The 21,903-nt window shown below is 77.0% G+C and carries 20 protein-coding genes; 7 read left to right on the top strand and 13 right to left on the bottom strand.

The genetic code is table 11. The features are described 5' to 3' along the window. Positions 1-227: 227 nt before the first annotated feature. The 6 genes from pcaC to CHC04_RS08130 all read right to left on the bottom strand — a co-directional run bounded on the left by pcaC (position 228) and on the right by CHC04_RS08130 (position 5,850). Positions 228-626 carry a 4-carboxymuconolactone decarboxylase gene (gene pcaC / locus CHC04_RS08155; RefSeq protein WP_089403448.1) on the bottom strand — a complete coding sequence of 133 codons (399 nt, stop codon included), beginning with the start codon at positions 624-626 and terminating at the stop codon, positions 228-230. Continuing rightward, positions 623-1,402: a 3-oxoadipate enol-lactonase gene (gene pcaD, locus CHC04_RS08150; protein WP_089403447.1), complete on the bottom strand. Its 780-nt coding sequence runs from the start codon at positions 1,400-1,402 to the stop codon at positions 623-625. The genes pcaC and pcaD overlap by 4 nt, the downstream gene beginning before the upstream one ends. Beyond that, on the bottom strand, positions 1,399-2,727 hold the full coding sequence (gene pcaB, locus CHC04_RS08145) for a 3-carboxy-cis,cis-muconate cycloisomerase (RefSeq protein WP_176449894.1): 1,329 nt from the start codon (positions 2,725-2,727) through the stop codon (positions 1,399-1,401). Before pcaB ends, pcaD begins: the two co-directional genes overlap by 4 nt. Before the next feature lie 34 nt (positions 2,728-2,761). Beyond that, the gene (gene pcaG, locus CHC04_RS08140; protein WP_089403446.1) at positions 2,762-3,325 is read right to left on the bottom strand and encodes a protocatechuate 3,4-dioxygenase subunit alpha; all 564 of its coding nucleotides are present in this window, start codon (positions 3,323-3,325) and stop codon (positions 2,762-2,764) included. After that, entirely contained in the window at positions 3,322-4,077 is a 756-nt protein-coding gene (gene pcaH / locus CHC04_RS08135) for a protocatechuate 3,4-dioxygenase subunit beta (protein WP_089403445.1), read from the bottom strand. The genes pcaG and pcaH overlap by 4 nt, the downstream gene beginning before the upstream one ends. Positions 4,078-4,149: 72 nt before the next feature. Then, positions 4,150-5,850, bottom strand: a complete 1,701-nt coding sequence (locus tag CHC04_RS08130) for an NAD(P)/FAD-dependent oxidoreductase (protein WP_141233736.1) — start codon at positions 5,848-5,850, stop codon at positions 4,150-4,152. 241 nt (positions 5,851-6,091) lie between these two features. Here CHC04_RS08130 and CHC04_RS25225 point away from each other — a divergent pair, with 241 nt between their 5' ends. Further along, positions 6,092-8,662, top strand: coding sequence for an ATP-binding protein (locus CHC04_RS25225; protein ID WP_176449893.1), 2,571 nt, complete (start codon positions 6,092-6,094; stop codon positions 8,660-8,662). Between the two features lie 71 nt (positions 8,663-8,733). Here the strand turns inward: CHC04_RS25225 and CHC04_RS08120 are convergent, their stop codons facing one another. Beyond that, positions 8,734-9,579, bottom strand: a complete 846-nt coding sequence (locus CHC04_RS08120; protein ID WP_089403442.1) for an acetoacetate decarboxylase family protein — start codon at positions 9,577-9,579, stop codon at positions 8,734-8,736. 96 nt (positions 9,580-9,675) lie between these two features. Here CHC04_RS08120 and CHC04_RS08115 point away from each other — a divergent pair, with 96 nt between their 5' ends. Continuing rightward, positions 9,676-10,452: an IclR family transcriptional regulator gene (locus CHC04_RS08115; protein WP_089403441.1), complete on the top strand. Its 777-nt coding sequence runs from the start codon at positions 9,676-9,678 to the stop codon at positions 10,450-10,452. A gap of 51 nt (positions 10,453-10,503) precedes the next feature. After that, a complete protein-coding gene (locus CHC04_RS08110; protein ID WP_089403440.1) occupies positions 10,504-11,673 on the top strand; it encodes a 4-hydroxybenzoate 3-monooxygenase in 1,170 nt (389 codons plus the stop codon). On the opposite strand, the gene CHC04_RS08105 is transcribed toward CHC04_RS08110, so the two are convergent. The 4 genes from CHC04_RS08105 to CHC04_RS08090 form a co-directional block, all read right to left on the bottom strand. Beyond that, the gene (locus CHC04_RS08105; RefSeq protein ID WP_089403439.1) at positions 11,666-12,502 is read right to left on the bottom strand and encodes a hypothetical protein; all 837 of its coding nucleotides are present in this window, start codon (positions 12,500-12,502) and stop codon (positions 11,666-11,668) included. The two genes, CHC04_RS08110 and CHC04_RS08105, sit on opposite strands and share 8 nt — an antisense overlap. 9 nt (positions 12,503-12,511) lie before the next feature. Continuing rightward, the gene (locus tag CHC04_RS08100; RefSeq protein ID WP_089403438.1) at positions 12,512-13,999 is read right to left on the bottom strand and encodes a mannitol dehydrogenase family protein; all 1,488 of its coding nucleotides are present in this window, start codon (positions 13,997-13,999) and stop codon (positions 12,512-12,514) included. Positions 14,000-14,031: 32 nt separating this feature from the next. Further along, the gene (locus CHC04_RS08095) at positions 14,032-14,970 is read right to left on the bottom strand and encodes a ribonuclease Z (RefSeq protein WP_089403437.1); all 939 of its coding nucleotides are present in this window, start codon (positions 14,968-14,970) and stop codon (positions 14,032-14,034) included. A gap of 117 nt (positions 14,971-15,087) precedes the next feature. Continuing rightward, complete coding sequence (locus CHC04_RS08090) at positions 15,088-15,501, bottom strand: TFIIB-type zinc ribbon-containing protein (RefSeq protein WP_089403436.1); 414 nt, start codon at positions 15,499-15,501, stop codon at positions 15,088-15,090. 63 nt (positions 15,502-15,564) lie between these two features. On the opposite strand from CHC04_RS08090, the gene CHC04_RS08085 reads away from it, so the two are divergent. Continuing rightward, on the top strand, positions 15,565-16,635 hold the full coding sequence (locus tag CHC04_RS08085) for a DUF3616 domain-containing protein (RefSeq protein WP_089403435.1): 1,071 nt from the start codon (positions 15,565-15,567) through the stop codon (positions 16,633-16,635). 7 nt (positions 16,636-16,642) lie between these two features. On the opposite strand, the gene CHC04_RS08080 is transcribed toward CHC04_RS08085, so the two are convergent. After that, positions 16,643-17,803: an MFS transporter gene (locus tag CHC04_RS08080; RefSeq protein ID WP_176449892.1), complete on the bottom strand. Its 1,161-nt coding sequence runs from the start codon at positions 17,801-17,803 to the stop codon at positions 16,643-16,645. 128 nt (positions 17,804-17,931) lie between these two features. Between CHC04_RS08080 and CHC04_RS08075 the strand changes: the two genes are divergently transcribed. The 3 genes from CHC04_RS08075 to CHC04_RS08065 all read left to right on the top strand — a co-directional run bounded on the left by CHC04_RS08075 (position 17,932) and on the right by CHC04_RS08065 (position 21,600). Next, the gene (locus tag CHC04_RS08075; protein ID WP_089403433.1) at positions 17,932-19,107 is read left to right on the top strand and encodes an acyl-CoA dehydrogenase family protein; all 1,176 of its coding nucleotides are present in this window, start codon (positions 17,932-17,934) and stop codon (positions 19,105-19,107) included. 7 nt (positions 19,108-19,114) lie between these two features. Continuing rightward, on the top strand, positions 19,115-20,266 hold the full coding sequence (locus tag CHC04_RS08070; protein ID WP_089403432.1) for an acyl-CoA dehydrogenase family protein: 1,152 nt from the start codon (positions 19,115-19,117) through the stop codon (positions 20,264-20,266). Between the two features lie 89 nt (positions 20,267-20,355). Next, positions 20,356-21,600: a serine hydrolase domain-containing protein gene (locus tag CHC04_RS08065; protein WP_089403431.1), complete on the top strand. Its 1,245-nt coding sequence runs from the start codon at positions 20,356-20,358 to the stop codon at positions 21,598-21,600. Positions 21,601-21,622: 22 nt separating this feature from the next. Here CHC04_RS08065 and CHC04_RS08060 read toward each other — a convergent pair. Beyond that, the coding region (locus CHC04_RS08060; RefSeq protein ID WP_141233735.1) for an integrase core domain-containing protein at positions 21,623-21,903 on the bottom strand (281 nt) is incomplete at its 5' end.

Below are 21,903 nucleotides of genomic sequence, written 5' to 3'. Positions count from 1 at the left end.
CTACGCGAGGGCCGACCACCACGGCTTCCGCGTCGAACGCCAACCCGACGGCCGCTGGCGCACCTGGCGACCCGACGGCAGCGAGATCACCGTCCGGCACCCCTCGCCCCGACACCACTCGTCCCCGCCGCTTGACGCTGCGCCGGGCCCTGCCCTGCTCAGGGGCAGGGTTCGGCGCAGCGTCCCACCCTGCGCGGGGCTGTGCGCGGGGCGGCCCCTGAGCCCACTCAGCCGGCGCGCATCTCCTCGAGGATCGGCCCGGCGACCTTGAACGCGTGGTTGGCGGCCGGCACCCCGGCGTAGACGGCGGCGTGCTGCAGCACCTCCGCGATCTCGGCCTCGCCCAGCCCGTTGCGCACCGCGGCGCGCACGTGCAGCGCGAACTCGTCCCAGTGCCGCAGCGCGACGCAGATCGACAGCGTCGCGATGCTGCGCTCCCGCCGCGCCAGGCCGGGCCGCTGCCACACGTCACCCCAGGCCGTCCGCGTGATGAAGTCCTGGAAGTCCGCGGTGAACGGCGTCGTGCCGGCCACCGCCCGGTCCACCCACGCGTCGCCGAGCACCTCGCGCCGGGTCCGCATCCCCGCGTCCCGCCGCGCGTCGTCGGTCGACAGGTCCTCGCTCACGCGTGCCGGCCCGCCCCGTCGAGGTGGGCCAGCAGCGCCCCGGTGACCTCCAGCGGCTGCTCCAGGTTGGGCAGGTGCGCGCCCGGGTCGACGGTCAGCAGCGTCGACCCGGCGACCCCGTCGGCGATCGCCTGCTGGTGCGGCGGCGGCAGCGCCGGGTCCTGCGCGCCGGACACCACCAGCGTCGGCGCGGTGATCCGGGCGAGGTCCCCGCGGCCGTCGAAGGAGCCGACCGCCTCGCAGCAGGACGCGTAGCCCTCGTCGTCGGCCCCGGCGATCATCGCCTCCAGCCGCGCCACCAGGTCCGGGTGCTGCGCGGCGTACGCCGGCGTCAGCCACCGGCCGACGATCGCCGGCGCCAGCGGCGCGGTGCCCCCGGCGCGCGCCTGCACCGCCCGGTCGAGGAACCCCTGCGGATCGGGCGCCGCCGAGGTGCACAGCAGCGCCAGCCGGTCCACCCGCGCCGGCTCGCGCGCGGCCAGCCGCATCGCCGTCATCCCGCCCAGCGACAGCCCGGCCACGTGCGCCCGCCGCACCCCGAGCCGGTCCAGCAGCGCCAGCACGTCGTCGACCAGGTCGTCGACGGTGTAGGGCCCCGGCGGTGCCGGGGACTCCCCGTGCCCGCGCGCGTCGTAGGTGACCACCCGGTAGCGCTCGGCCAGCGCCGGCACCTGCGGGTCCCACATCCCGCGGGTGGCCCCCAGCGAGTTGGACAGGACGACGGCCGGCGCGTCGGCCGGCCCGTCCACGGTGTAGCTGACCTCGACCGCGCTCACGGCGCCCCCTCCACCAGCCTCTCGTGCTCGGCCAGCGCCGCGTCCACCTGCGCGCCGGCCTCCCCCACGTCCGGCGCCGCCGCGGCGAGCACCGCGGCGGCGTCGACGTCGTCGCGTGCGGCCACCAGCTCGGCCAGCGGCCGGCCCCGCTCCCGCGCCTCCCGGGTCGCCGCGGCGGCCGCGTCGTGCGCGGCGCCCCGGCCCAGCGACGGCGCCAGCGCCTCGGCCAGCGCACCGGCCAGCGACCCCTCGCCGGCCGCGGCCACGGTCGCGGCCATCCGCGCGACGTCGGGACGCAGCCCGCGCAGGCTCTCGGCCAGCCACGACGCCGCCGACCCCACCGCGACCAGCAGGTCGGTGAGCGTGGGCCACTCGGCGTGCCAGGCGCCGGCCGCGCGCTCGTGCTCCTGCTCCATCGCGCCCAGCAGCGTGGCCACCAGCCCCGGCGCCCGCCGCGCGCACGCCCGCGCCGAGATCGCCGCCACCGGGTTGCGCTTGTGCGGCATCGCCGACGACCCGCCGCGCCCCTCCCCCGCCTCGGCGACCTCGGCCACCTCCGACTGCGCCAGCAGCACCACGTCGACGGCGACGGTCGCCACCACCCCGGCGGTCGCGCCCAGCGCCCCCGCCAGGTCGGCCACCGGCAGCCGCACCGTGGACCAGGGCACGGCGGGCGCCACCAACCCGAGCTCCCCGGCGAGCGCCGTCCGCACCGCGACCCCGGCACCCGACGACGCCGCCAGCGTGCCCACCGCCCCGCCGTACTGCACCGGCAGCGTGGCCACCACCTCGGCCAGCCGCAGCCGGGCGCCGTCGAGCCCGGCCAGCCACCCCGCCGCCTTGAGCCCGAACGTCGTCGGCAGCGCCTGCTGCATCAGCGTGCGGCCCACCACGGCGTCGTCGCGGTGCTCGCGCGCCAGGGCCGCGCACCGGTCGGCGGCGGCGGCGAGATCGCCGTCGAGCGCCGCGGCCGCCGCACGGGCCAGCAGCACCAGCGCGGTGTCGACGACGTCCTGGCTGGTGGCCCCCACGTGCACCGCGACGGCGTCACGCTCCCCCACCGCGTCCTGCAGCGCGCGCACCAGCGGCGGCACCGGGTTGCCGGCGTCGGCGGCGCGGGCGGCGACGCCGGCGAGGTCCAGCCGCGACGGGTCGGCGCAGACCGCCGCCACCGCGTCGGCCGCGGTCGCCGGCACCAGGCCCACCGACGCCGCGGCGCGGGCCAGCGCGGCCTCCACCTGCAGCAGCGCGCGGATCCAGGCGTTGTCGGAGACGGCCGCCGCCGCACCGCCGCGGGCGAAGGTGCCGGCGAACAGACCCGTCACGTCGTCCTCCCCACCGCCGGGCGCGCAGCCGCGCTCAGACGGCGAAGAAGACCGTCTCGCGGTCCCCCTGCAGCCGCACGTCGAAGCGGTAGCCGTCGTCGGTGGGCGTCGCCAGCAGCGTGGCGCGGCGGTCCTCGGGCAGCCCCTGCAGGACGGCGTCGGCGGCGTTGGCCTCCGCCTCGTCGGCGAAGTAGACGCGGGTGACGACGCGGTCGAGCAGGCCGCGGGCGAAGACCGAGACGTCGACGTGCGGCGCCTGCAGCCCGCCCTCGCCGTCGGGCACGCGACCGGGCTTGAGCGTGCACAGCGCGAACTCGCCGTCGGGCACCGTCTGCGCCCGCCCGAACCCGCGGAAGCCGGGGTGGGCGACGGCGCCGCGCGGGTCGTCGGGGTGGTCGAAGCGGCCCTCGGGGTCGGCCTGCCAGGTCTCGACCAGCGCGTCGGGGACGACGTCGCCGTTGCCGTCGAACACCGTCCCGCGGATCCAGATCGCGCCCTCGGTGTCCTCGGGGACGACGAACTCGCCGTCCTCCCAGGTCAGCCCGATGGCCAGGTACGGCCCGACGGTCGCGCTCGGGGTCAGGGGCAGCCGGCTCACGCGACGTCCCCGTCGTCCTCGGTCTCGAACGGCGTCTGGTCGGCGCCGCGCAGCACGACGTCCCACTCGAAGGCGAGCGCCCAGTGGTCGACGGTGCGCGAGTGGTCGAAGCGGCTCACGGCCGCCGGCCGGGCCGCCTCCGGGATCGCGTTGTAGATCGGGTCCTGGAAGAACAGCGGGTCGTCGGGGAAGTACATCTGCGTCACCAGGCGCTGGGTGAACGCGCGGCCGAACAGCGAGAAGTGGATGTGCGCCGGCCGCCAGGCGTTGTCGTGGTTGCGCCAGGGGTAGGCACCGGGCTTGACGGTGAGGAACTCGTAGCGGCCCTCGGCGTCGGTGACGACCCGGCCCAGGCCGTCGAAGTGCGGGTCCAGCGGCGCCGGCCAGGTGTCGACGACGTGCCGGTAGCGGCCGGCCGCGTTGGCCTGCCAGATCTCCACCAGCGTGTGCGGCACCGGCCGGCCGTCGCTGTCGAGCACGCGGCCGTGGACGACGATCCGCTGGCCCACGGCCTCCCCCCCGGCGCGCCGGGTGAGGTCGGCGTCCTCGGGGCGCACGCGGTCCTCGCCGAGCAGCGGGCCGGTCACCTCGGTGAGCCGGTGCGGCAGGTCGACCGGGGTCCGCAGCGGCGCGCGCACCGCGGTGCTGCGGTAGCCGGCGAAGCCGACGGGGGTGCGCGCGGCGGGGTCCTCGCGCAGGTAGCGGGGCAGGTGCAGCCCCGCCGGAGCCGCCGCGGGGGTGGTGCGGGTCATACCGGGCAACGTAGGGCCGGGCCGGACGGCTCCCAAGCGCTGCTCTCCGCTGGACGGAAGGCGGCGGCGGGGTCAGGTCCCGGCCGCGGCGCCGGAGAGCTCGGCGAGGTGCGCGTGCACCAGCGTCACCGCCAGCGCGCCCTCCCCCACCGCCGAGGCCACCCGCTTGACCGACCCCTGGCGCACGTCGCCGGCCGCGAACACCCCCGGCGTGCTGGTCTCCAGCAGCGCCGGCGGCCGGTCCAGCGGCCAGGCCGGCGAGGCGTCCTCGGTGGTGAGCGAGGAGCCGGTGAGCAGGAAGCCCCAGCGGTTGCGGGCCAGGGTGCCGGCCAGCCAGTCGGTGCGCGGCTCGCTGCCGATCATCACGAACAGCATCCCCGCGTCCTCGGTCTCGGCGCCGGTGTCGAGGTCGCGCAGCACGACGGTCTCCAGGACGTCGCTGCCGCTGCCGCCGACCACCTGCACCCGGTACCGGATCTCGACACGCGGCAGCGCGACCAGCTCGCGGATGAGGTAGTCCGACATCGTCTCGGTCAGCGACGCGCGGCGGACCAGCAGCGTCACCTTCTCGGCGTACCGCGAGAGGTACACCGCGGCCTGCCCGGCCGAGTTGCCGCCGCCGACGACGAAGACGTGCCGGCCGGCCATCGCCGGCGCCTCGCTGACCGCCGCGCCGTAGAAGACGCCGCGACCGGTGAAGGCCTCCAGCTCCGGCACGCCGATGCGCCGCCAGGCCGCACCGGTGGCCACCACGACCGTGCGCCCCTGCACCACCGAGCCGTCGTTGAGGGTGATCCGGTGCAGGCCGTTCTCGGTGACCAGCGACGCGGCGGTGCGCATGAAGGAGAACGTGGTGCCGAACGCCCACGCCTGCTGGTAGGCGGAGAACGCCAGCCGGCTGCCGCTGACGCCGGTGGGGAAGCCGAGGTAGTTGCGGATCAGCGAGCTGGTGCCGGCCTGCCCGCCCACCGCCTCGCACTCCAGGTGCAGCGTGTCGAGCCCCTCCGAGGCGGCGTACACGCTCGCGCCCAGCCCCGCGGGCCCGGCGCCGACGACGACCAGGTCGTGCACGGCGGTGGTGTCCAGCGGGTCGAACAGCCCGAACGCCTCGGCCACCTCCAGGTCGGTGGGCGCCTGCAGCACCGTCTGCTCGGGTCGGAAGCGCACCGCCACCACCGGCAAGCGGGGCTCGGCCAGGCCCATGTCGTCGAGCAGCGCGCGGCCCTCCGCGGACCCGGCCTCGTAGAAGCCCGTCGGGATGCGGTTGCGGGTGAGCTGGTCGCGCAGGTGCTGCGCGTGGGGGTCCCAGCGGTCGCCGATGACGCGGACGGCCTCGAAGCCGCCGCCCTGCCGGGAGGACCACTCGTCGAGGATCTCGGTGACCGAGCGGTGGAACTCCTCGTCGGCCCGGCCCTGCGGGGCGTAGACCCAGCGGTCGAGCTGGCCCACGGTGATCGCCTCGAAGATCGGCCGGGCGGTCTCGAAGGCCCCCCACCGGATCAGCGCCACCGCCACCGCGCCGGGGTTGGCGGCGTGGCAGACCCGCAGCACGTCCAGCCCGTCGGGGTCGGCCTCGCCCAGCCCGCCGAGCAGCACCGCCACGGGCGGGTCGCCGGCGGCCGACAGCGCCTCCTGCACCTCGGCCGGGCCGGTGCCGGCCACGACCCGGTAGTCGCTGCCGTAGCGGCGCTCCAGCTCCCGGGTGGTGGATGTGCGGACGCCGGCGTCGCGGGCGACGACGACCAGCGCGGCGCCGGGCTCGTGGCCGGTCACGACGTCGCCCCGCGGGCGGCGACGGGGAGGGGCTGTCTCAGGGCACGGGGCACGAGGGTCTCCGAGTGCGCGCGTCCCCCGTGCGGTCGTCGGGCGCCGTCATGCAACCACCGTGGCGGGGGCGCTGTCACCGGGATACGGGGCGTCTCGGCCGTGCCCGGGAGCCGCGCCGCAGGCCATAGACTCCCGGCGTCGGCGACCCGGACGGTCCGGGCGCCCGGCGACCGGGCGGGAGGTGCCCGTGACCGCAGCGGCGGACGTCCCCGGCGCCGCTCTCCCCGCCATCGCGACCCCCGACCGGCGGCTGCGGGTCTTCGTGTCCTCCACGCTCGAGGAGCTCGCCCCCGAGCGGCGGGCCGTGCGCGACGCCATCGCCCGGCTGCGGCTGACCCCGGTGATGTTCGAGCTCGGCGCGCGGCCGCACCCGCCGCGCGACCTCTACCGCGCCTACCTCGAGCAGAGCGAGGTGTTCGTCGGCGTCTACGGCGACCGCTACGGCTGGGTGGGCCCGGGCATGACCGTCTCGGGCCTGGAGGACGAGCTCGACCTGTCCGCGGGCATGCCGCGGCTGCTCTACGTCCGCACGCCGGCGCCCGACCGCGACCCGCGGCTGCGCGCGCTGCTCGAGCGGGTGCAGTCCGAGGGCGGCGTCTCCACCACCCCCTACCGCGACCCCGCCGAGCTCGCCGACCGGGTGGCCGACGACCTCGCGGTGCTGCTCAGCGAGCGCTTCGGCCGGCCGGTGGGCGCCCCGCCGGGGCTGGCGGCGGGCTGGCTGCCGACGCCGCCCACGCCGATGGTCGACCGCACCGCCGAGCTGGCCACGGTCACCGGCCTGCTGCGCGACCCCGCGGTGCGGCTGGTGGCCCTGACCGGCCCGGGCGGCATCGGCAAGACCCGGCTGGCGCTGGCCGCGGCCGCCGCGGTCGAGGACGAGCGGGAGGGCGTGTGGTTCGTCGACCTCTCCGCGGTCCGCGACCCCGCCGACGTCCCCGGGGCGGTCGCCGAGGCGGTGGGGGTGTCGGCCGAGGGCAGCCGTCCGCTGCTGGAGCTGGTGGCCGACCGGCTGGCCGGCCGCCACGCGCTGCTCGTCGTCGACAACCTCGAGCAGGTGACCGCGGCCGCCCCGCACCTGGCCACGCTGCTCGCCCGCTGCCCGGCCACGCAGCTGCTGGTCACCAGCCGCACCGTTCTGCGGCTGCGCGGCGAGCACGACGTGCCGATCGAGCCGCTGGGGACGCCGGCGCGGGGCGCCGGTGACGTCGCCGCGGTGCGCGAGGTCCCCGCCGTCGAGCTGTTCGTGGCCCGCGCCCGGCAGGCCGACCCCTCCTTCACCCTCACCGACGCCACGGCCGGGCCGGTCGCCGAGCTCGTCCGCCGCCTCGACGGGCTGCCGCTGGCGGTGGAGCTGGCCGCCGCGCGGGTGCGCACGCTGCCCCCGCGGCTGCTGCTGGCCCGCCTCGACCGCGCGCTCGACCTCGGCGACCTCGACGTCGACGTCCCCGACCGGCAGCGCACCCTGCGGGCCACGATCGCCTGGAGCCACGACCTGCTCGACGAGCGCGGCCGGGCGCTGCTGGCGCGGCTGTCGGTGTGCGCCGACGGCTGCACGCTCGACACCGCCGAGGCGGTGGGCGGCGACCTCGACGTCGTCGAGACGCTGTCGGACCTCGTCGGGCACAGCCTGGTGACCCCCGGTGACACCGGGGACGGCGAGCCGCGCTTCCGCATGCTGGAGCTGGTGCGCGCCTACGCCGCCGAGCGGCTGCGCGAGCGGGGCGAGGAGGAGGCCACCCGCGTGCGGTGGGCGCAGCACCTGGCCGCGATGGGCGCCGACGCCGCCTCCGGGCTGGCCGGCCCGGCGGCGCAGCTGTGGCGCGCCCGGCTCGACGCCGAGACCACCGACCTGCGGGCCGCGGTGCGCTGGGCGGTGGCCACCGACCGCGCCGAGCTCGCCGTGCGGCTGACCGCGCCGCTGACCCGCTGGTGGTGGGCGCGCGGGCTGCTGCCGGACATGGCCGGCCTGGCCGAGCAGACCGCGGCGCTGCCCTCGGCCGCCGCGCTGCCCCCCGACCTGGCCGGGCGGCTGACCTGGTCGCGGGCCGCGATGCGCATCGCGCTCGGCTCCCCGGACACGGCGGCGCCCCTGGTCGACGGCGTGGTCGCGGACGCCCGGGCCCGCGACGACGCCTGGCTGCTGGGCCATGCACTGGGCGTCCAGGCGATGACGCTGCCGCCGGGCGACCCCCGCGTCGTCGCGCTGCTCGACGAGGCCCTCGACCACCTGCGCCGCAGCGGCGACGGCTGGTCGGTGGCCTTCAGCGCGATGCTGCGCGGGGCGGTGGCGCTGGCCGGTGGTGACCTGCCAGCGGCCGAGCGCGTCGCCACCGAGGCGCTGGGCCTGGCCCGCGCCGCCGCCGACGACCAGCTCGCCGCGCTGCTGACCGACACCCTCGCGCTGGCCGCGCTGATGGGCGGTGACCTGGCCCGGGCACGGGCCCGGCTGGACGAGGCCGCGGTCCTGCACCGCCGCACCCGCGACCTGGAGGGCCTGGCCTCCTGCCTGGAGGTGCTCGCCGGGCTGGCCCTGGCACAGGGCCGGACCGCGGCCGCCGCCCGGCTGGTCGGCGCGGCCGAGGCCGCCCGGGCCGGGCTCGGGGTGGCGCGGTGGACGCCGCACCAGGCACTGGCCGACCGGCTGCGCGAGGCGCTGCGGGCCGCGCTGGGCCCCGACGAGGAGGCCCGCGAGCGCGCCGCCGGCGCGGCGCTGGGCCCGTGGGCGGCGCTGGACGCGGAGCTGGTGGCCGGCTAGTCGGAGGACCCCGTTGCCCCCCCCGCTCGCAGGCTCGCGGCGGGTCCCTGCAGCGGGGCCGTTCCAGGACGTCAGCGGACGGCCACCTCGGGATACTGCGGCAGCGGCGCGGTCCCCGGGTAGGCCACGGTGAACCGGGCGGAGGCGGCGTCGCTGCCGGGGTACGGGGCGGCGGGCACGCCGTCGACGGGCCCGAGCGACCGGCCCGCCGGCAGCGTGCTGCGGTACTCGACGGCGCGGAAGGCGGTCAGCGGCGAGGAGGACAGCTCCAGCCGGCGCAGCCAGGCGGCCAGCCGGTGCGCGCCCAGCACGAGCTCGGCCCCGCCGGGTCCCGGGTGCGCCTGCCACCGGGCCGACACCGGGATGGGGGTCTCCAGCAGCCGCCCGTCGCGCACCGACCACAGCGTCCGCGACGAGCTGCCGCGCAGCGCCGGGCCGCGGGTCCGCACGGTGTGGACGAGCACCTCGGTGCCGGCCTCGGACAGCCGGACCCGCTGCAGGGCGGGTGCGTCGAGGAAGTCCATGTCGCCGAGCCACTTGGGCAGCCCCCACGCCTCGCGGCCGAGGTCGCGGGCCTCCCGGGAGGTGACCGGCAGCTGCAGCACGAACCCCCCGGTCGCCGGGCGGGCTCCGCCCCGCGCGGCCGGCCCGGCGAGGACGCCGGCGGTCACGCCGACCTCGCCGTAGGGCGCCAGGGTGTGCGTCGCGCCGCCGGTGCCGGTCCAGGTGACCGTGCGGTAGCGGTAGGCGTGCACCGCCACCGGCGTGCGGCCGCCGGGCAGCGGGATCGGCCGCAGCAGCGGCCGGCCCCCGCGCCGCGGCAGGAGGGCGGCGACCGCCTCCGCCGACGCCAGGTGGTAGGAGCTGGCCACCGCCGTGTCGTGGTAGGCCAGCGGCAGCCGGACGGTCTCGGTCATGCCCACCTCCCGGGCGTCGCGCCCAGCACACCGGTCCACCGGCGGGAGCGGCAAGGCCCGGGGCCCGGGGCTTCCGCTGGCTGGGAGACTCCACCGGTGGCAGGAGGCTCGGCGGAGCGCGGGCGGTCGGTGACCTCCCGCGCCCTGGCGATCCTCGACGCGTTCGACGCCTCGGCCCCCCGGCTGTCGCTCAGCGAGATCGCCGAGCGGTCGGGCACCCCGCTGACGACCGCGCACCGGCTGCTCGCCGAGCTCACCGGCTGGGGCGCGCTGTCCCGCCGCGCCGACGGCCGCTACGAGATCGGCCGCAAGCTGTGGGACCTCGGCCTGCTGGCCCCCGTCTCGCTCGAGCTGCGGCAGGTGGCCGCGCCGTTCCTCCTCGACGTGCACACCGCCACCCGCGACACCGTGCACCTCGCCGTCCGCGACGGGACGAGCGCGCTCTACGTCGAGCGCATCTCCGGCCGCGAGTCGGTGCCGGTGGTCAGCCAGGTCGGCAGCCGGCTGCCGCTGCACGCCACCGGCGTGGGCAAGGTGCTGCTCGCCGCCGCCCCCGACGACGTCGTCGCCGAGGCCCTGGCCGCGCCCGTGCGGGCCACCCGGCACACCGTCGTCGACCCCGGGCGGCTGCGCCGCGAGCTCGGCGAGGTCCGCCGGCGCGGCTGGGCGCGCACCGCCGAGGAGATGTCGCTGGGCACGCTGTCGGTGGCCGTCCCGGTGCGGGTGGAGCGGGCCGGGAGCACCGTCGTCGCCGCGGCGCTGGGCATCGTCGTCCCCAGCCACCGGCGCGACCTGCCGCGGCTGGTGCCGGTGCTGGAGGTCGCCGCGCGCGGCATCGGGCGGGCGCTGGCCCGCACCCCGCCCTTCCGCTGACCGGGAGGACGCGGTGTCGCCGGGGGCGTCGCCGGGGTCACACTCGCCGGCATGCGCACCCAGGTGGGGATCATCGGCGCCGGCCCGGCCGGCCTGCTGCTGTCGCGGCTGCTGGCGCTGCAGGGCGTCGACTCGGTGGTGCTGGAGAACCGGCCGCGGGCCTACGTCGAGGCCCGCATCCGCGCCGGCATCCTCGAGCAGAACACCGTCGACGTGCTCACCGAGGCCGGGCTGGGCGACCGGCTGCACCGCGAGGGCCTCGAGCACCGCGGCATCCACCTGCAGTACCCGGGCACCCGCGCCACGCTGGACTTCCCCGCGCTGTGCGGCCGCCGGGTGTGGGTCTACGGCCAGACCGAGGTGGTCAAGGACCTGATCGCCGCCCAGCTCGCCGGCGGCCCGCCGCTGCACTTCGAGGTCTCCGACGTGGCGATCGAGGACGTCGACACCGACAGCCCGCGGATCCGGTTCACCGACGCCGACGGGGTCGGGCAGGTGCTCGAGTGCGACGTCGTCGCCGGCACCGACGGCTTCCACGGCCCCTCGCGCGCCGTCGTCGCCGAGGGCACGCAGCAGCGGCTGTGGGAGCGCACCTACCCCTACGCGTGGCTGGGGATCCTCGCCGACGCCGCCCCGGCCACCGACGAGCTGATCTACGCGTGGCACCCCGAGGGGTTCGCGCTGTACTCGATGCGCTCGCCGTCGGTGTCGCGGCTGTACCTGCAGGTCGACCCGGGCGAGCGGATCGAGGACTGGTCCGACGACCGCATCTGGTCGGGCCTGGCCACCCGCTTCGCGCACGAGGGCTGGGAGATCAGCACCGGCCCGGTGCTGGAGAAGTCGATCCTGCCGATGCGCTCGTTCGTCAGCGCGCCGATGCGCCGCGGCCGGCTGTTCCTCGCCGGCGACGCCGCGCACATCGTGCCGCCCACCGGCGCCAAGGGCCTCAACCTCGCCGTCGCCGACGTCGTGCTGCTCTCCCGCGCGCTGGTGCGGCTGCTGCAGGAGAAGGAGACCGACCTCGCCGACGCCTACTCCGACACCGCGCTGCGGCGGGTCTGGCGGGCCACCCACTTCTCCTGGTGGATGACCTCGATGCTGCACACCACCGGCGACCCCTTCGACGCCGAGCTGCAGCTGTCCCAGCTGCGCCGGGTGTGCGAGAGCGAGGCGGCCGCGCGCGAGCTGGCCGAGAACTACACCGGCCTGCCGCTCAGCTGAGCAGGTCGCGCACCCGCCCGGCGGTCCCCTCCGCCAGCGGCAGGTGCGGCAGCACCCCGGTGACCTCCCCCGGCTCGAGCCCCTGCTCGAGCAGGACCGCCAGCAGCCGGCCGGCACCGTCCGGCGGCACCGGCGTGGGCAGCCCGGCCTCCCGGACGGCGGCCAGCGCGAGGAACAGCGCACCCGACAGGCCCTCGTCCGGCTCCCGCGCCGGCGAGGGCTCCGCCGCGGCCCGCGCGGTGGCCTCGGCGGCGCGCACCAGCGACAGCGGCAGCCCCTCGGACTCCACCTCCAGCAGCGGCGCGCGGCCCAGCGCGGCCAGCACGAGGTGCTCGGCCTCGGTGCGCAGCGGCTCCTCCCACTCGCCGGCCCGCAGGACGTCGGCCGGGTCGGCCTGGCCGGGGTCCTCCCCCAGCTCGTCGAGCAGCTCGGCCCACTGGGCCGGCCGGGTGCGGCGGGCGCGGTCGGCGGCGAGCACGCACGTCTCGTGCACGAACGGCTCGATCACCTCCCGGTCGAACCGGTCGGCGAACACCACCCCGTCGGCGTCGACGGCGTTGAGCGCGTCCTGGAAGCTCCCGGGCCGGGCGTCGCCGAGCTCGATCCGGCCGTCCTCCTCCCCCGACAGCGGCTGGCCGTGCGCGGCGCGGTCGCCGATCGTCGAGCCGGTGGCCACCAGCCGGCCGCGCAGCCGCAGGTGGTGCGGCCGGTCGGACAGGCCCACGCTCCACGCGCACGCCTCGGCGATCAGCGCCGCCCGGCGCTCGCGGAGCACCTCGCGGCCGAGCAGGCCGAACCAGTCGGGTTCGTAGGTCGTGCCGGGGAACACCCCACCGTTCTACCCGGCCGTCCGGGCCCGGGGCCCGCGGACGAGGTCGGCCAGGGTGGCGCGCGTCCCCCGCTGCCGCAGCGAGGTGAGGGTGGCCGTGAAGGCGGCGGCCACCCGCGGGTCCTCGGCCAGGTCCCCGAAGACGTCGGTCTCGCGGAGGAAGGCCAGCGGGTCGGCGTCGCGGGCCCGGGCGAGCAGCGCGTCGCGCCGCGGGTCGCTCAGCCCGAGGGGCCGGCCGGCGTCGTCGGTGCCGTCCGCGGTGCGCGCCCAGCCGGCGAGGACCGCGACCGACCGGCGGATCTCCCGGCCCGCCGCGAGGTCGGCGCGCAGCACCGGCAGGAGGAACTGGGGGATGCGGTCGGAGGCGTTCTCGCAGATCCGGGCGAGGGTGTCGCGGACGGCGGGGTTGGCGAAGCGGCCCACCAGGTCGGCCTTGTACCGCCGCAGGTCGACGCCGGGCACCGGGGCCAGGGTGGGGGTGGCCTCGTCGTCGAGGTAGCCGAGCAGGAACTCCCGCAGCAGCGGGTCCTGGCAGGCCTGGTGCACGTACTCGTGGCCCACGAGCCGGCCGAGGTGGCCGAGCACCTGGTGACCGGCGTTGAGCAGCCGCAGCTTCACCAGCTCGTAGGGCGCGACGTCGTCGACGAGCTGCACGCCGACGTCCTCCAGCGGCGGCCGTCCCCCGGGGAAGCGGTCCTCGAGCACCCACTGCGTCCACGGCTCGCAGACCACCGGCCAGGCGTCCTCGACGCCCATCGCGGCGAGCGCGGCCCGGTCGGCGTCGGTGGTCACCGGGGTGATCCGGTCGACCATCGAGCTGGGGAAGGGCACCTCGGCGGCCACCCACTCCCCGAGCGCGGGGTCGCGCAGCGCGGCGAAGGCGGCGAACGCGTCGCGGGCCAGGTGCCCGTTGCCGGGGATGTTGTCGCAGGAGGCGACCGCGAAGGGGGCCAGCCCGCGCTCGCGGCGGCGCACCAGCGCCTCGGTGACCAGACCGAACGTCGTCCGGGGTGCCGCGCCGGGTCGCAGGTCGGCGAGGACGCCGGGGTCGGTGGTGTCGAAGGCGCCGGTGTCGGGTGAGGTGTTGTAGCCGCCCTCGGTCACCGTCAGCGTCACGATCCGGGTCCCGGGCGCGGCCATCCTCTCCACGACCGCCTCGGGGTCGTCGGGCGCGAGCAGGTACGCCACGATCGAGCCGACCACCCGCGCGTCCAGGAACCCGTCGGGGTGCTTGACCACCACCGTGTAGAGGCAGTCCTGCGCCGCCATGACCTGCTGCATGCGCCGGTCGGCGGGCAGCACGCCGACCCCGCAGATCCCCCAGTCCTGCCCCTGCCCCGACTCCAGCAGCCGGTCGACGTAGACCGCCTGGTGCGAGCGGTGGAAGCCGCCGACGCCGAGGTGCACGATCCCGGTCCGCACCGCCGACCGGTCGTAGCGCGGGGTCCACACCGACGGGCTCAGCCGGGACAGCGTCGTCGCGTCGAGCCGGGTCATGGGGGTCCTCCTCGGGGCGGCGGTCCCCCGGCCTACCCGCCCCGGCCGTGCTCACCCACCGCGCGCGGGGGCACCGGCACGCGCTGCAGGTCGGCGGCGACGACGAGGTCGCCGCCGTACTCCGAGCGGGCCTCGTCCTCGAAGCGGCGGGGATCGTCGTAGCGCTGCGAGAAGTGGGTGAGCACCAGCCGCCGCACCCCCGCCTGCGCCGCCACCCGCGCCGCCTGCCGCGCGGTCAGGTGACCGTAGCGGTGGGCGAGCGCGGCGTCCCCGTCGAGGAAGGTCGACTCGACCACCAGCAGGTCGGCGCGCTCGGCGAGCGCGGCGACGCCGTCGCACAGCCGGGTGTCCATGACGAAGGCGAACCGCTGCCCCGGGCGCGGGGCGCTGACGTCCTCCAGGCGCACCGTCGTCTCCCCCACCCGCACGGCGCCCTCGCGCTGCAGCCGGCCGACGTCGGGCCCGGCCACCCCGGCCGCGGCGAGCCGGTCGGGCAGCATCCGCCGGCCGTCGGGCTCGACGAGGCGGTAGCCGAAGGACGGCACCGGGTGCTCGAGCCGCCGCGCCTCGATGGTCCCGGCGGGGTCCTGCGCGAGGACGCCGTCGCCGTGCACCGGCCCCTCCCGGACGTCGACGAGGTCGGCGAACACCGAGGCGTGCCGCAGCCGGTCGAAGAAGACCTGCCCCGACGCGGGGTAGTGCGCCACCACCGGGTGCGCGACGCCGTCGAGCGACATCCGCTGCACGACGCCGGGCAGACCCAGGCAGTGGTCGCCGTGGAAGTGGCTGACCAGCACCCGGTGGACGGCGCTGCTGGGCACCCCGGCCAGCAGCATCTGCCGCTGCGTGCCCTCGCCGGGGTCGAACAGGAAGCCGCGGCCGTCCCAGCGCAGCAGGTAGCCGTTGTGGTTGCGGGTGCGGGTGGGCGCCTGGCTGGCGGTGCCCAGCACGACCAGCTCCCGCCCCGCCACGGCCGCAGAACCTACCGGCGGCCGGCCGGGTGGTCCTGCCGTGCGCAGTCGTGCCCTGAGTCCGCCGGGGACTCAGAGCACGGCTGCCCGCGTGGTGACGTGCTGGAACGGCCGCCCTCAGCCGAAGAGGTCGGACAGGAAGGACTCCTTGCGCTTCTTGCCGTGCGAGCCGTGGCCGCCGTGGCCCGACCCGTGCGACGACGACCGGCTCACCGCGCCGAGCACCTCGTTCACCACCGCGCCGAGGCCCGCGCCGCCCGCGTCCGGGTACCGCGCGCCGTGCTGCTGGGGCGCGCCGTACTGCTGGTGGGGCGCGCCGTACTGCTGGTGGGGCGCGCCGTGCTGCTGGGCCTGCGGGCCGGGCCGGGCACCGGCCGCCGCGCCGTGCCAGGAGTTCTCCGCGTCGATCAGCCGCTCGAGCTCGCCGCGGTCGAGGAAGATGCCGCGGCACTCCGAGCACTGGTCGACGTGGACGCCGTTGCGCTCGTAGGTGCGCATCGTGCCCTGGCACTTGGGACAGACGAGATCCATGCCGAACGGTACGACGCACCGGAGGGCCCCGGACAGCGCCGACCCGTGCCACAGTGCGCGCCCGTGACGACGACCCGCACGGTGACCCTCCGGTTCGGCTCGACCTCCCGGGCGAGCCTGACGCACACCAACCTCTCCGCCGTCCGCAGCGACGGGCCGGTGCTGTGGGTCGCCGGCGACGAGACCGCCACCATCGAGCGGCTCGTCGCCGACGACCCCGCCCACCCCACGAGCTACGGCGACCAGACCACCTTCTCCCTCGCCGACCTGGTGCCCCTCCCCGGCGGCACGGGCCCCGACGTCGAGGAGGAGGCCGACATCGAGGGCATCGCCCGCCACGACGGCGCGGTGTGGGCGGTCGGCTCGCACAGCCTGCGCCGCCGCCGGATCCGCGACGAGCACGACGGCGCCAAGGCGCTGCGCCGGCTGGCGACCGTGACCGGCCAGCCGCGGCGGCAGGTCCTCGTGCGGATCCCGGTGGTCGACGTCGACGGGCTGCCCACCCTGGTCAAGGACGACGGCAGCCGCAGCGCCGCCGTCTTCGGCGCCCGCGGCAAGGACCTGCGCGACCTGCTCGCCGACGACGAGCACCTCGGCCCGTTCCTGTCGATCCCGAGCAAGGACAACGGCCTCGACGTCGAGGGCATCGCCGTCGCCGGCGACCGGGTGTACCTCGGGCTGCGCGGGCCGGTGCTGCGCGGCTGGGCGGTCGTGCTGGAGCTGCGGCCCGAGGTCGACGAGCGCGACCCCGCCCGGCTGCGCCTGCGCAGGTTCCCCGACGGGCGCCGCTACCGCAAGCACGTGCTGCGGCTGGCCGGCCTCGGCGTGCGCGACCTGTGCCCGCACGGCGAGGACCTGCTGGTGCTCGCCGGGCCGACCATGGACCTCGACGGCCCGGTGTACGTCTACCGCTGGCACGGCGCGCTGGTGTGCGAGGAGCCGACGGTCGTCCGCGGCGACCTGCTCACCCGCGAGCTGGTGCTCCCCTTCGGCGACGGCGACGACCACGCCGAGGGCATCGGCCTGCTCGGCGCGCCGGAGGACGGCCGGCTGCTCGTCGTCTACGACAGCCCCGCACCCGAGCGGCTCACCGACGACGGCGGTGTGCTCGCCGACGTCGTGTGCCTCCCCTGATCCGCGCTCAGCCGATCCGCACCGGGCGGGCGGCGGCCACCCCGGCCGCCGCCAGCCCGGCGCCGAGCGCCAGCAGGAGCAGCAGCGGCGCGGTCCACCCGCCGCTCGCCTGCGACAGCGCGCCGACCACGACCGGGCCCGCCGCGCCGACGCCGTAGCCGACCAGCTGGCTCATGCCCGACAGCCGGGCGGCGGTTCCGGCGTCGGCCGAGCGCAGCACGACGAGGGTCACCGCCAGCGCGATGCCGGCGCCCTGCGCGAGCCCGCCGAGGCCCGCCCACAGCGGCCAGCCGCCGGGGGCCACCAGCAGCCCGGCGACCGGCACGGTCCACAGCGCCGCGACGGCGAGCGCGAGCCCGGTCTGGCCCGGCCGGCGGGCGAGCACCGCGGGCACCAGCAGGCTGCCGGCGATCCCGAGCACCTGGAACACCGACGCGGCCAGCGAGCCGGTGGCCGCGTCGGCGCCGGCGCGGTCGGCCAGCAGCGTCGGCAGCCACGCGGTGAGCGAGAAGTACAGCGTCGAGTGCAGGGCCTGCACCGCGGTCACCGCCCAGGCCACCGGCGAGCGCCACAGCGCCGCGCCGCCCGTGGGCGCCGCCGCGGCCGGGCCGGCGGCGACGGCGCGCCGGGCCGCCCGCGCCCACACCGCGGCGGCCACCACCGCCGGCAGCCCCTGGGCCGCCAGCGCACCCCGCCAGCCCAGCACGGCCGCCAGCGGCGCGGTGAGCGCGGCGCCGGCCGCGGCACCGGCCACCAGCGCCGCGGTGTAGAGCCCGGTCACCGTGCCCGCCGACCGGCCGAACCCCGCCTTGACCACCGCCGGCAGCAGCACGTTGCCCACCGTCATCGCCGCGCCGGCCAGCAGGGTGCCGGCCAGCAGCACCGGCGACCCGTCGAGCACCCGCAGCCCCTGGGCGACGGCGAGCAGCAGCAGCGACCCGAGGACGGCCGGCCCCGCGCCCAGCCGCCGCCCGGCCGCGGCCGAGGCCGGCGCGAGCAGCGCGAAGCACAGCACCGGCAGCGCGGTCAGCAGCCCGGCGGCCGCGGCCGACAGCCCCAGGTCGGCCCGCACGTCGTCGAGCACCGGGCCCACCGCGGCGATCGCGGCGCGCAGGTTGGCGGCGGTGAGGAGGACCGCGGCCAGCAGCAGGCGGTCTCCCCCGGGCACCGGCCCATCCTGCGGCCCGGACACGCCCGCGGCGCCCGGGAGTCCGACGTACTCCCGAGTAACCGGTGTGGGATCGTCGGGGAACACGTCGAGACGGCGTGCCAGGACGCCGTCAGGAGAGAGGTCCCATGCGGTTGCAGCTTTCCCCGGAGATGGAGGCCTTCCGGGATGAGATGCGCACCTTCTTCACCACCCAGGTGCCGCAGGAGATCCGCGACACGATCGCGGCCCACCGCCACCTGACCCGCGACCAGTACGTCGAGGCCCAGCAGGTCCTCAACGCCGCCGGGCTCGCCGTGCCGCACTGGCCGGTGGAGTGGGGCGGCAGGGACTGGACGCCGCTGCAGCGCCACATCTGGCGCGAGGAGATGCAGCTGGCCAGCGTGCCCGAGCCGCTCGCGTTCAACACCAGCATGATCGGCCCGGTCGTGGCGACCTTCGGCAACCAGGAGCAGAAGGAGCGCTTCCTGCCGGCCACCGCCAACCTCGACATCTGGTGGTGCCAGGGCTTCTCCGAGCCCGACGCCGGCTCCGACCTGGCCTCGCTGCGCACCACCGCCGTCCGCGACGGCGACGACTGGGTGGTCAACGGCCAGAAGACCTGGACCACCCTCGGCCAGTACGCCGACTGGATCTTCTGCCTGGTCCGCACCGACCCGACGGCGGAGAAGAAGCAGCGCGGCATCTCGATGCTGGTCTTCCCGATGGACTCCCCCGGCGTCACGCTGCGCCCGATCCAGCTCATCGACGGCGGCCACGAGGTCAACGAGGTCTTCTTCGAGGACGTCCGCGTGCCCGCCGAGAACCTGATCGGCGAGGAGAACCGCGGCTGGGACTACGCCAAGTTCCTGCTCGGCAACGAGCGGGTGGGCATCGCCCGCGTCGGCGCGACCAAGAAGCTCATCGCGCAGGCCAAGCAGCACGCCCGCGAGGTCACCTCCGGCGGCCGCCCGCTGTCGGAGGACCCCCGCACCGCCGCCCGCATCGCCGAGCTGGAGAACGAGCTGCTCGCCCTCGAGCTCACCGCGCTGCGCGTCGTGGCCAACTCCGCCGACGGCAAGCCGCACCCGGCCTCGTCGGTGCTCAAGCTCCGCGGCTCGGAGCTGCAGCAGGCGGCCACCGAGCTGATCGTCGACATCGCCGGCCCGCTCTCGCTGGCCTCCTTCGCCGACGGCGGCTCGCAGGTCCCCGACTGGGCCCGGGTGGCCACGCCGGAGTACCTGAACTACCGCAAGGTCTCCATCTACGGAGGCAGCAACGAGGTCCAGCGGACCATCATCGCCGGCACGATCCTGGGGCTGTGAGCTAGCAGTGGACTTCACCTACGACAGCGAGCAGAACGACCTGCGGGAGGCCGTGCGCGGCCTGCTGCAGCGCGCCTACGGCGACAGCGAGCGGCGCCGCCAGGTGGTCGCCACCGACCCGGGCTTCGACGAGAAGACCTGGGCGCAGCTGGCCGAGATGGGGGTGCTGGGCCTGCCCTTCGCCGAGGCGGACGGCGGCATGGGCGCCGGCCCGGTCGAGGTCGGCATCGTCGCCGAGGAGATGGGCCGCGTCCTCGCACCCGAGCCCTTCGTCGAGTCCGTGGTGCTGGCCGGCGGCCTGGTCGCCGCCGTCGGCACCGCCGCGCAGCGCAGCGCCGTCCTCGGGCCGCTGTCGGAGGGCTCGAGCGTGCTCGCGTTCGCGCACGCCGAGCCGGCCGCCCGGTGGAGCCCCTCGGCGTCGGCCGTCACCGCCACCCCCGACGGCGAGGGCTGGCGGCTGACCGGCGTCAAGGAGCCGGTGCCGGGCGGCGCCCGCGCCGACGTCCTGGTGGTCTCCGCGGTCGTCGACGGCGGCACCGCGCTGTTCCTCGTCCGGGGTGACGCCGCGGGCCTGACCCGGACCGGCTACCGCACCCACGACGGCGGCCGCGCGGCCAACCTCACCCTCGACGGCACGCCCGCCGAGCTGCTCGGTGAGGGCACCGCCGACCGCAGCGCCGACGTCGAGCGCGCCCAGGCCCTCGCCCGGATCGCCTACGCCAACGAGGCGGTCGGGGCGATGGACACCGCGCTGCGGACCACCGCCGAGTACCTCAAGACGCGCAAGCAGTTCGGGGTCACGCTCAACCGGTTCCAGGCGCTGACCTTCCGGGCGGCGGACATGTACGTGTCGCTGGAGCTGGCCCGCAGCACCGCGCTGTGGGCCAGCATGGTGGCCGACGCCGGCGGCGACGTCGTCGCGGCGGGGAACCGGGCGCGGCTGCAGACCAGCCGCGCCGGGCGCCACGTCGGCAAGGAGGCCATCCAGCTGCACGGCGGCATCGGGGTCACCGCGGAGTACTCGGTCGGGCACTACACCAGCCGGCTGACCGCCATCGACCACCTGCTCGGCGACGGCGACTGGGCCGCCGACCGCCTCGCGGAGTCCGTCGACTCGTACCCGACGGTCGACCCGCTGGGCGCCCCCTACACGGCGTAGCCCCGGCACCCGCGCTCGCGGCCGGCGTCCCCACCCGGGGGCGCCGGCCGCGGTCGTTCCGGGGCGCGCAGGACCTAGGGTCGCGTGCCGTGCACGTCGCCTGGCTGTCGGTCCCGTTCGTCCTCGGCGTCCTGCTGGCGTGGGCGGTGACGCGGCCGGTCCGCCGCCGGCGCGGGCTGGTCGCCGCCGCGCTGGCCGCCGTCCTGGTGTGGACCGCGGTCGTCGCCGGCGGGCTGCAGCTGTGGGCGCGGGCGTCGCTGGACACCTCCGGGGTGGCGCGGGCGGTCGTGTGGATGGACGCCGACGTCGACGACCGGCTCCGCTTCCCCGCGCTCCCGATCCCGGCCGGGGACACCCCGCTGCCGCTGCGCCCCGGCTCGCTGCCGGCCGGCGTCCTCGACGGGGTGAGCGTGCCCGGGTCGGGCGAGGAGGACCTCGACGCGCTGCTCGACCGCACGCGGACGACGGCGTTCCTCGTGCTGCGCGGCGACGAGCTGCTCGTCGAGCAGTACGGCGAGGGCCAGTCCCGCGAGTCGCTGCAGACCTCGTTCTCCGTGGCGAAGTCGGTGCTGTCCACGCTGGTGGGCATCGCGATCGCGCGCGGGGAGATCGGCGGTCTCGACGACCCGGTCACCGACTACGTGCCCGAGCTGCTCGAGCGCGACCCCGACACCGCCCGCGTCACCCTGCGGCACCTGGTGACGATGTCCTCCGGCCTGGCCTACGAGGAGCAGGGCCTGCCGTGGAGCGACGACGCCCGCACCTACTACGACCCCGACCTGCGCGCGCTCGCCCTCACCGTCGAGGTCGCCGAGCCGCCGGGGCGCACCTGGCTCTACAACAACTACAACCCGCTGCTGGTCGGGCTGGCGCTGGAGCGGGCCGTCGGCCGGCCGGTCGAGGAGTACGCCGCCGAGGTGCTGTGGGGCCCGATGGGCGCCGAGGCCGACGCGAGCTGGAGCGCCGACAGCGAGGCCACCCGCTTCCCGAAGATGGAGAGCGGGGTCAACGCCCGCGCGGTCGACTTCGCGCGCTTCGGGCTGCTGTTCGCCCGCGAGGGCCGCGCCGGGGACGTGCAGGTGGTCCCCGCCGAGTGGGTCGCCGAGGCCACCCGCCGCGACACCACCACCGACCCGGCCGAGCACTACCAGTACTGGTGGTGGGTCGACACCGAGCGGGAGGGCCGCTTCTACGCCCGCGGCAACAAGGGACAGTTCGTCTACGTCGACCCGGCCGCCGACGTCGTCGTCGTCCGGACCGGCCGGGAGGCCGTCCTCGAGGACTGGCCGGCGGTGCTGCGCGACGTCACCGACCGCGTGGTCGCCGCGGGCTAGCTGTCGTGACCGGACAGGTTGTTCACGCGGCCAGTCGGCTGATCGGTGGGTGGCCTCCGAGGGCGGAGTGGCTGCGGGCAGTGTTGTAGTGCCTCAGCCAGGCGTCCAGGGCGGTGGTGCGCTGGTCGTTGCTGGTCCAGCCGGTGGCGTAGGCCCACTCGGTGCGCAGGGTGCGGTTGAACCGTTCGGCCTTGCCGTTGGTCCACGGGCGGCCGGGCTGGATGAACCGCCGAACGATGCCCAGCTCGGTGCAGGCGGTGATCCAGGCGTTGCCGCGGCGGTAGCTCATGGCGTTGTCGGTGA

This window comes from Geodermatophilus saharensis (assembly GCF_900188205.1).
GTDB lineage: Bacteria > Actinomycetota > Actinomycetes > Mycobacteriales > Geodermatophilaceae > Geodermatophilus > Geodermatophilus saharensis.
This window is presented reverse-complemented; position numbering and strand designations above follow the sequence as displayed.

Bases quoted from the DNA above. Each gene is read 5' to 3' on its own strand.
- CHC04_RS08120 (WP_089403442.1), bottom strand. From the start codon at position 9,579: ATGACCGAGACCGTCCGGCTGCCGCTGGCCTACCACGACACGGCGGTG.
- CHC04_RS08110 (WP_089403440.1), top strand. From the start codon at position 10,504: ATGCGCACCCAGGTGGGGATCATCGGCGCCGGCCCGGCCGGCCTGCTG.
- CHC04_RS08090 (WP_089403436.1), bottom strand. From the start codon at position 15,501: ATGGATCTCGTCTGTCCCAAGTGCCAGGGCACGATGCGCACCTACGAG.
- pcaH (WP_089403445.1), bottom strand. From the start codon at position 4,077: ATGACCCGCACCACCCCCGCGGCGGCTCCGGCGGGGCTGCACCTGCCC.
- CHC04_RS08100 (WP_089403438.1), bottom strand. From the start codon at position 13,999: ATGACCCGGCTCGACGCGACGACGCTGTCCCGGCTGAGCCCGTCGGTG.
- CHC04_RS08075 (WP_089403433.1), top strand. From the start codon at position 17,932: ATGCGGTTGCAGCTTTCCCCGGAGATGGAGGCCTTCCGGGATGAGATG.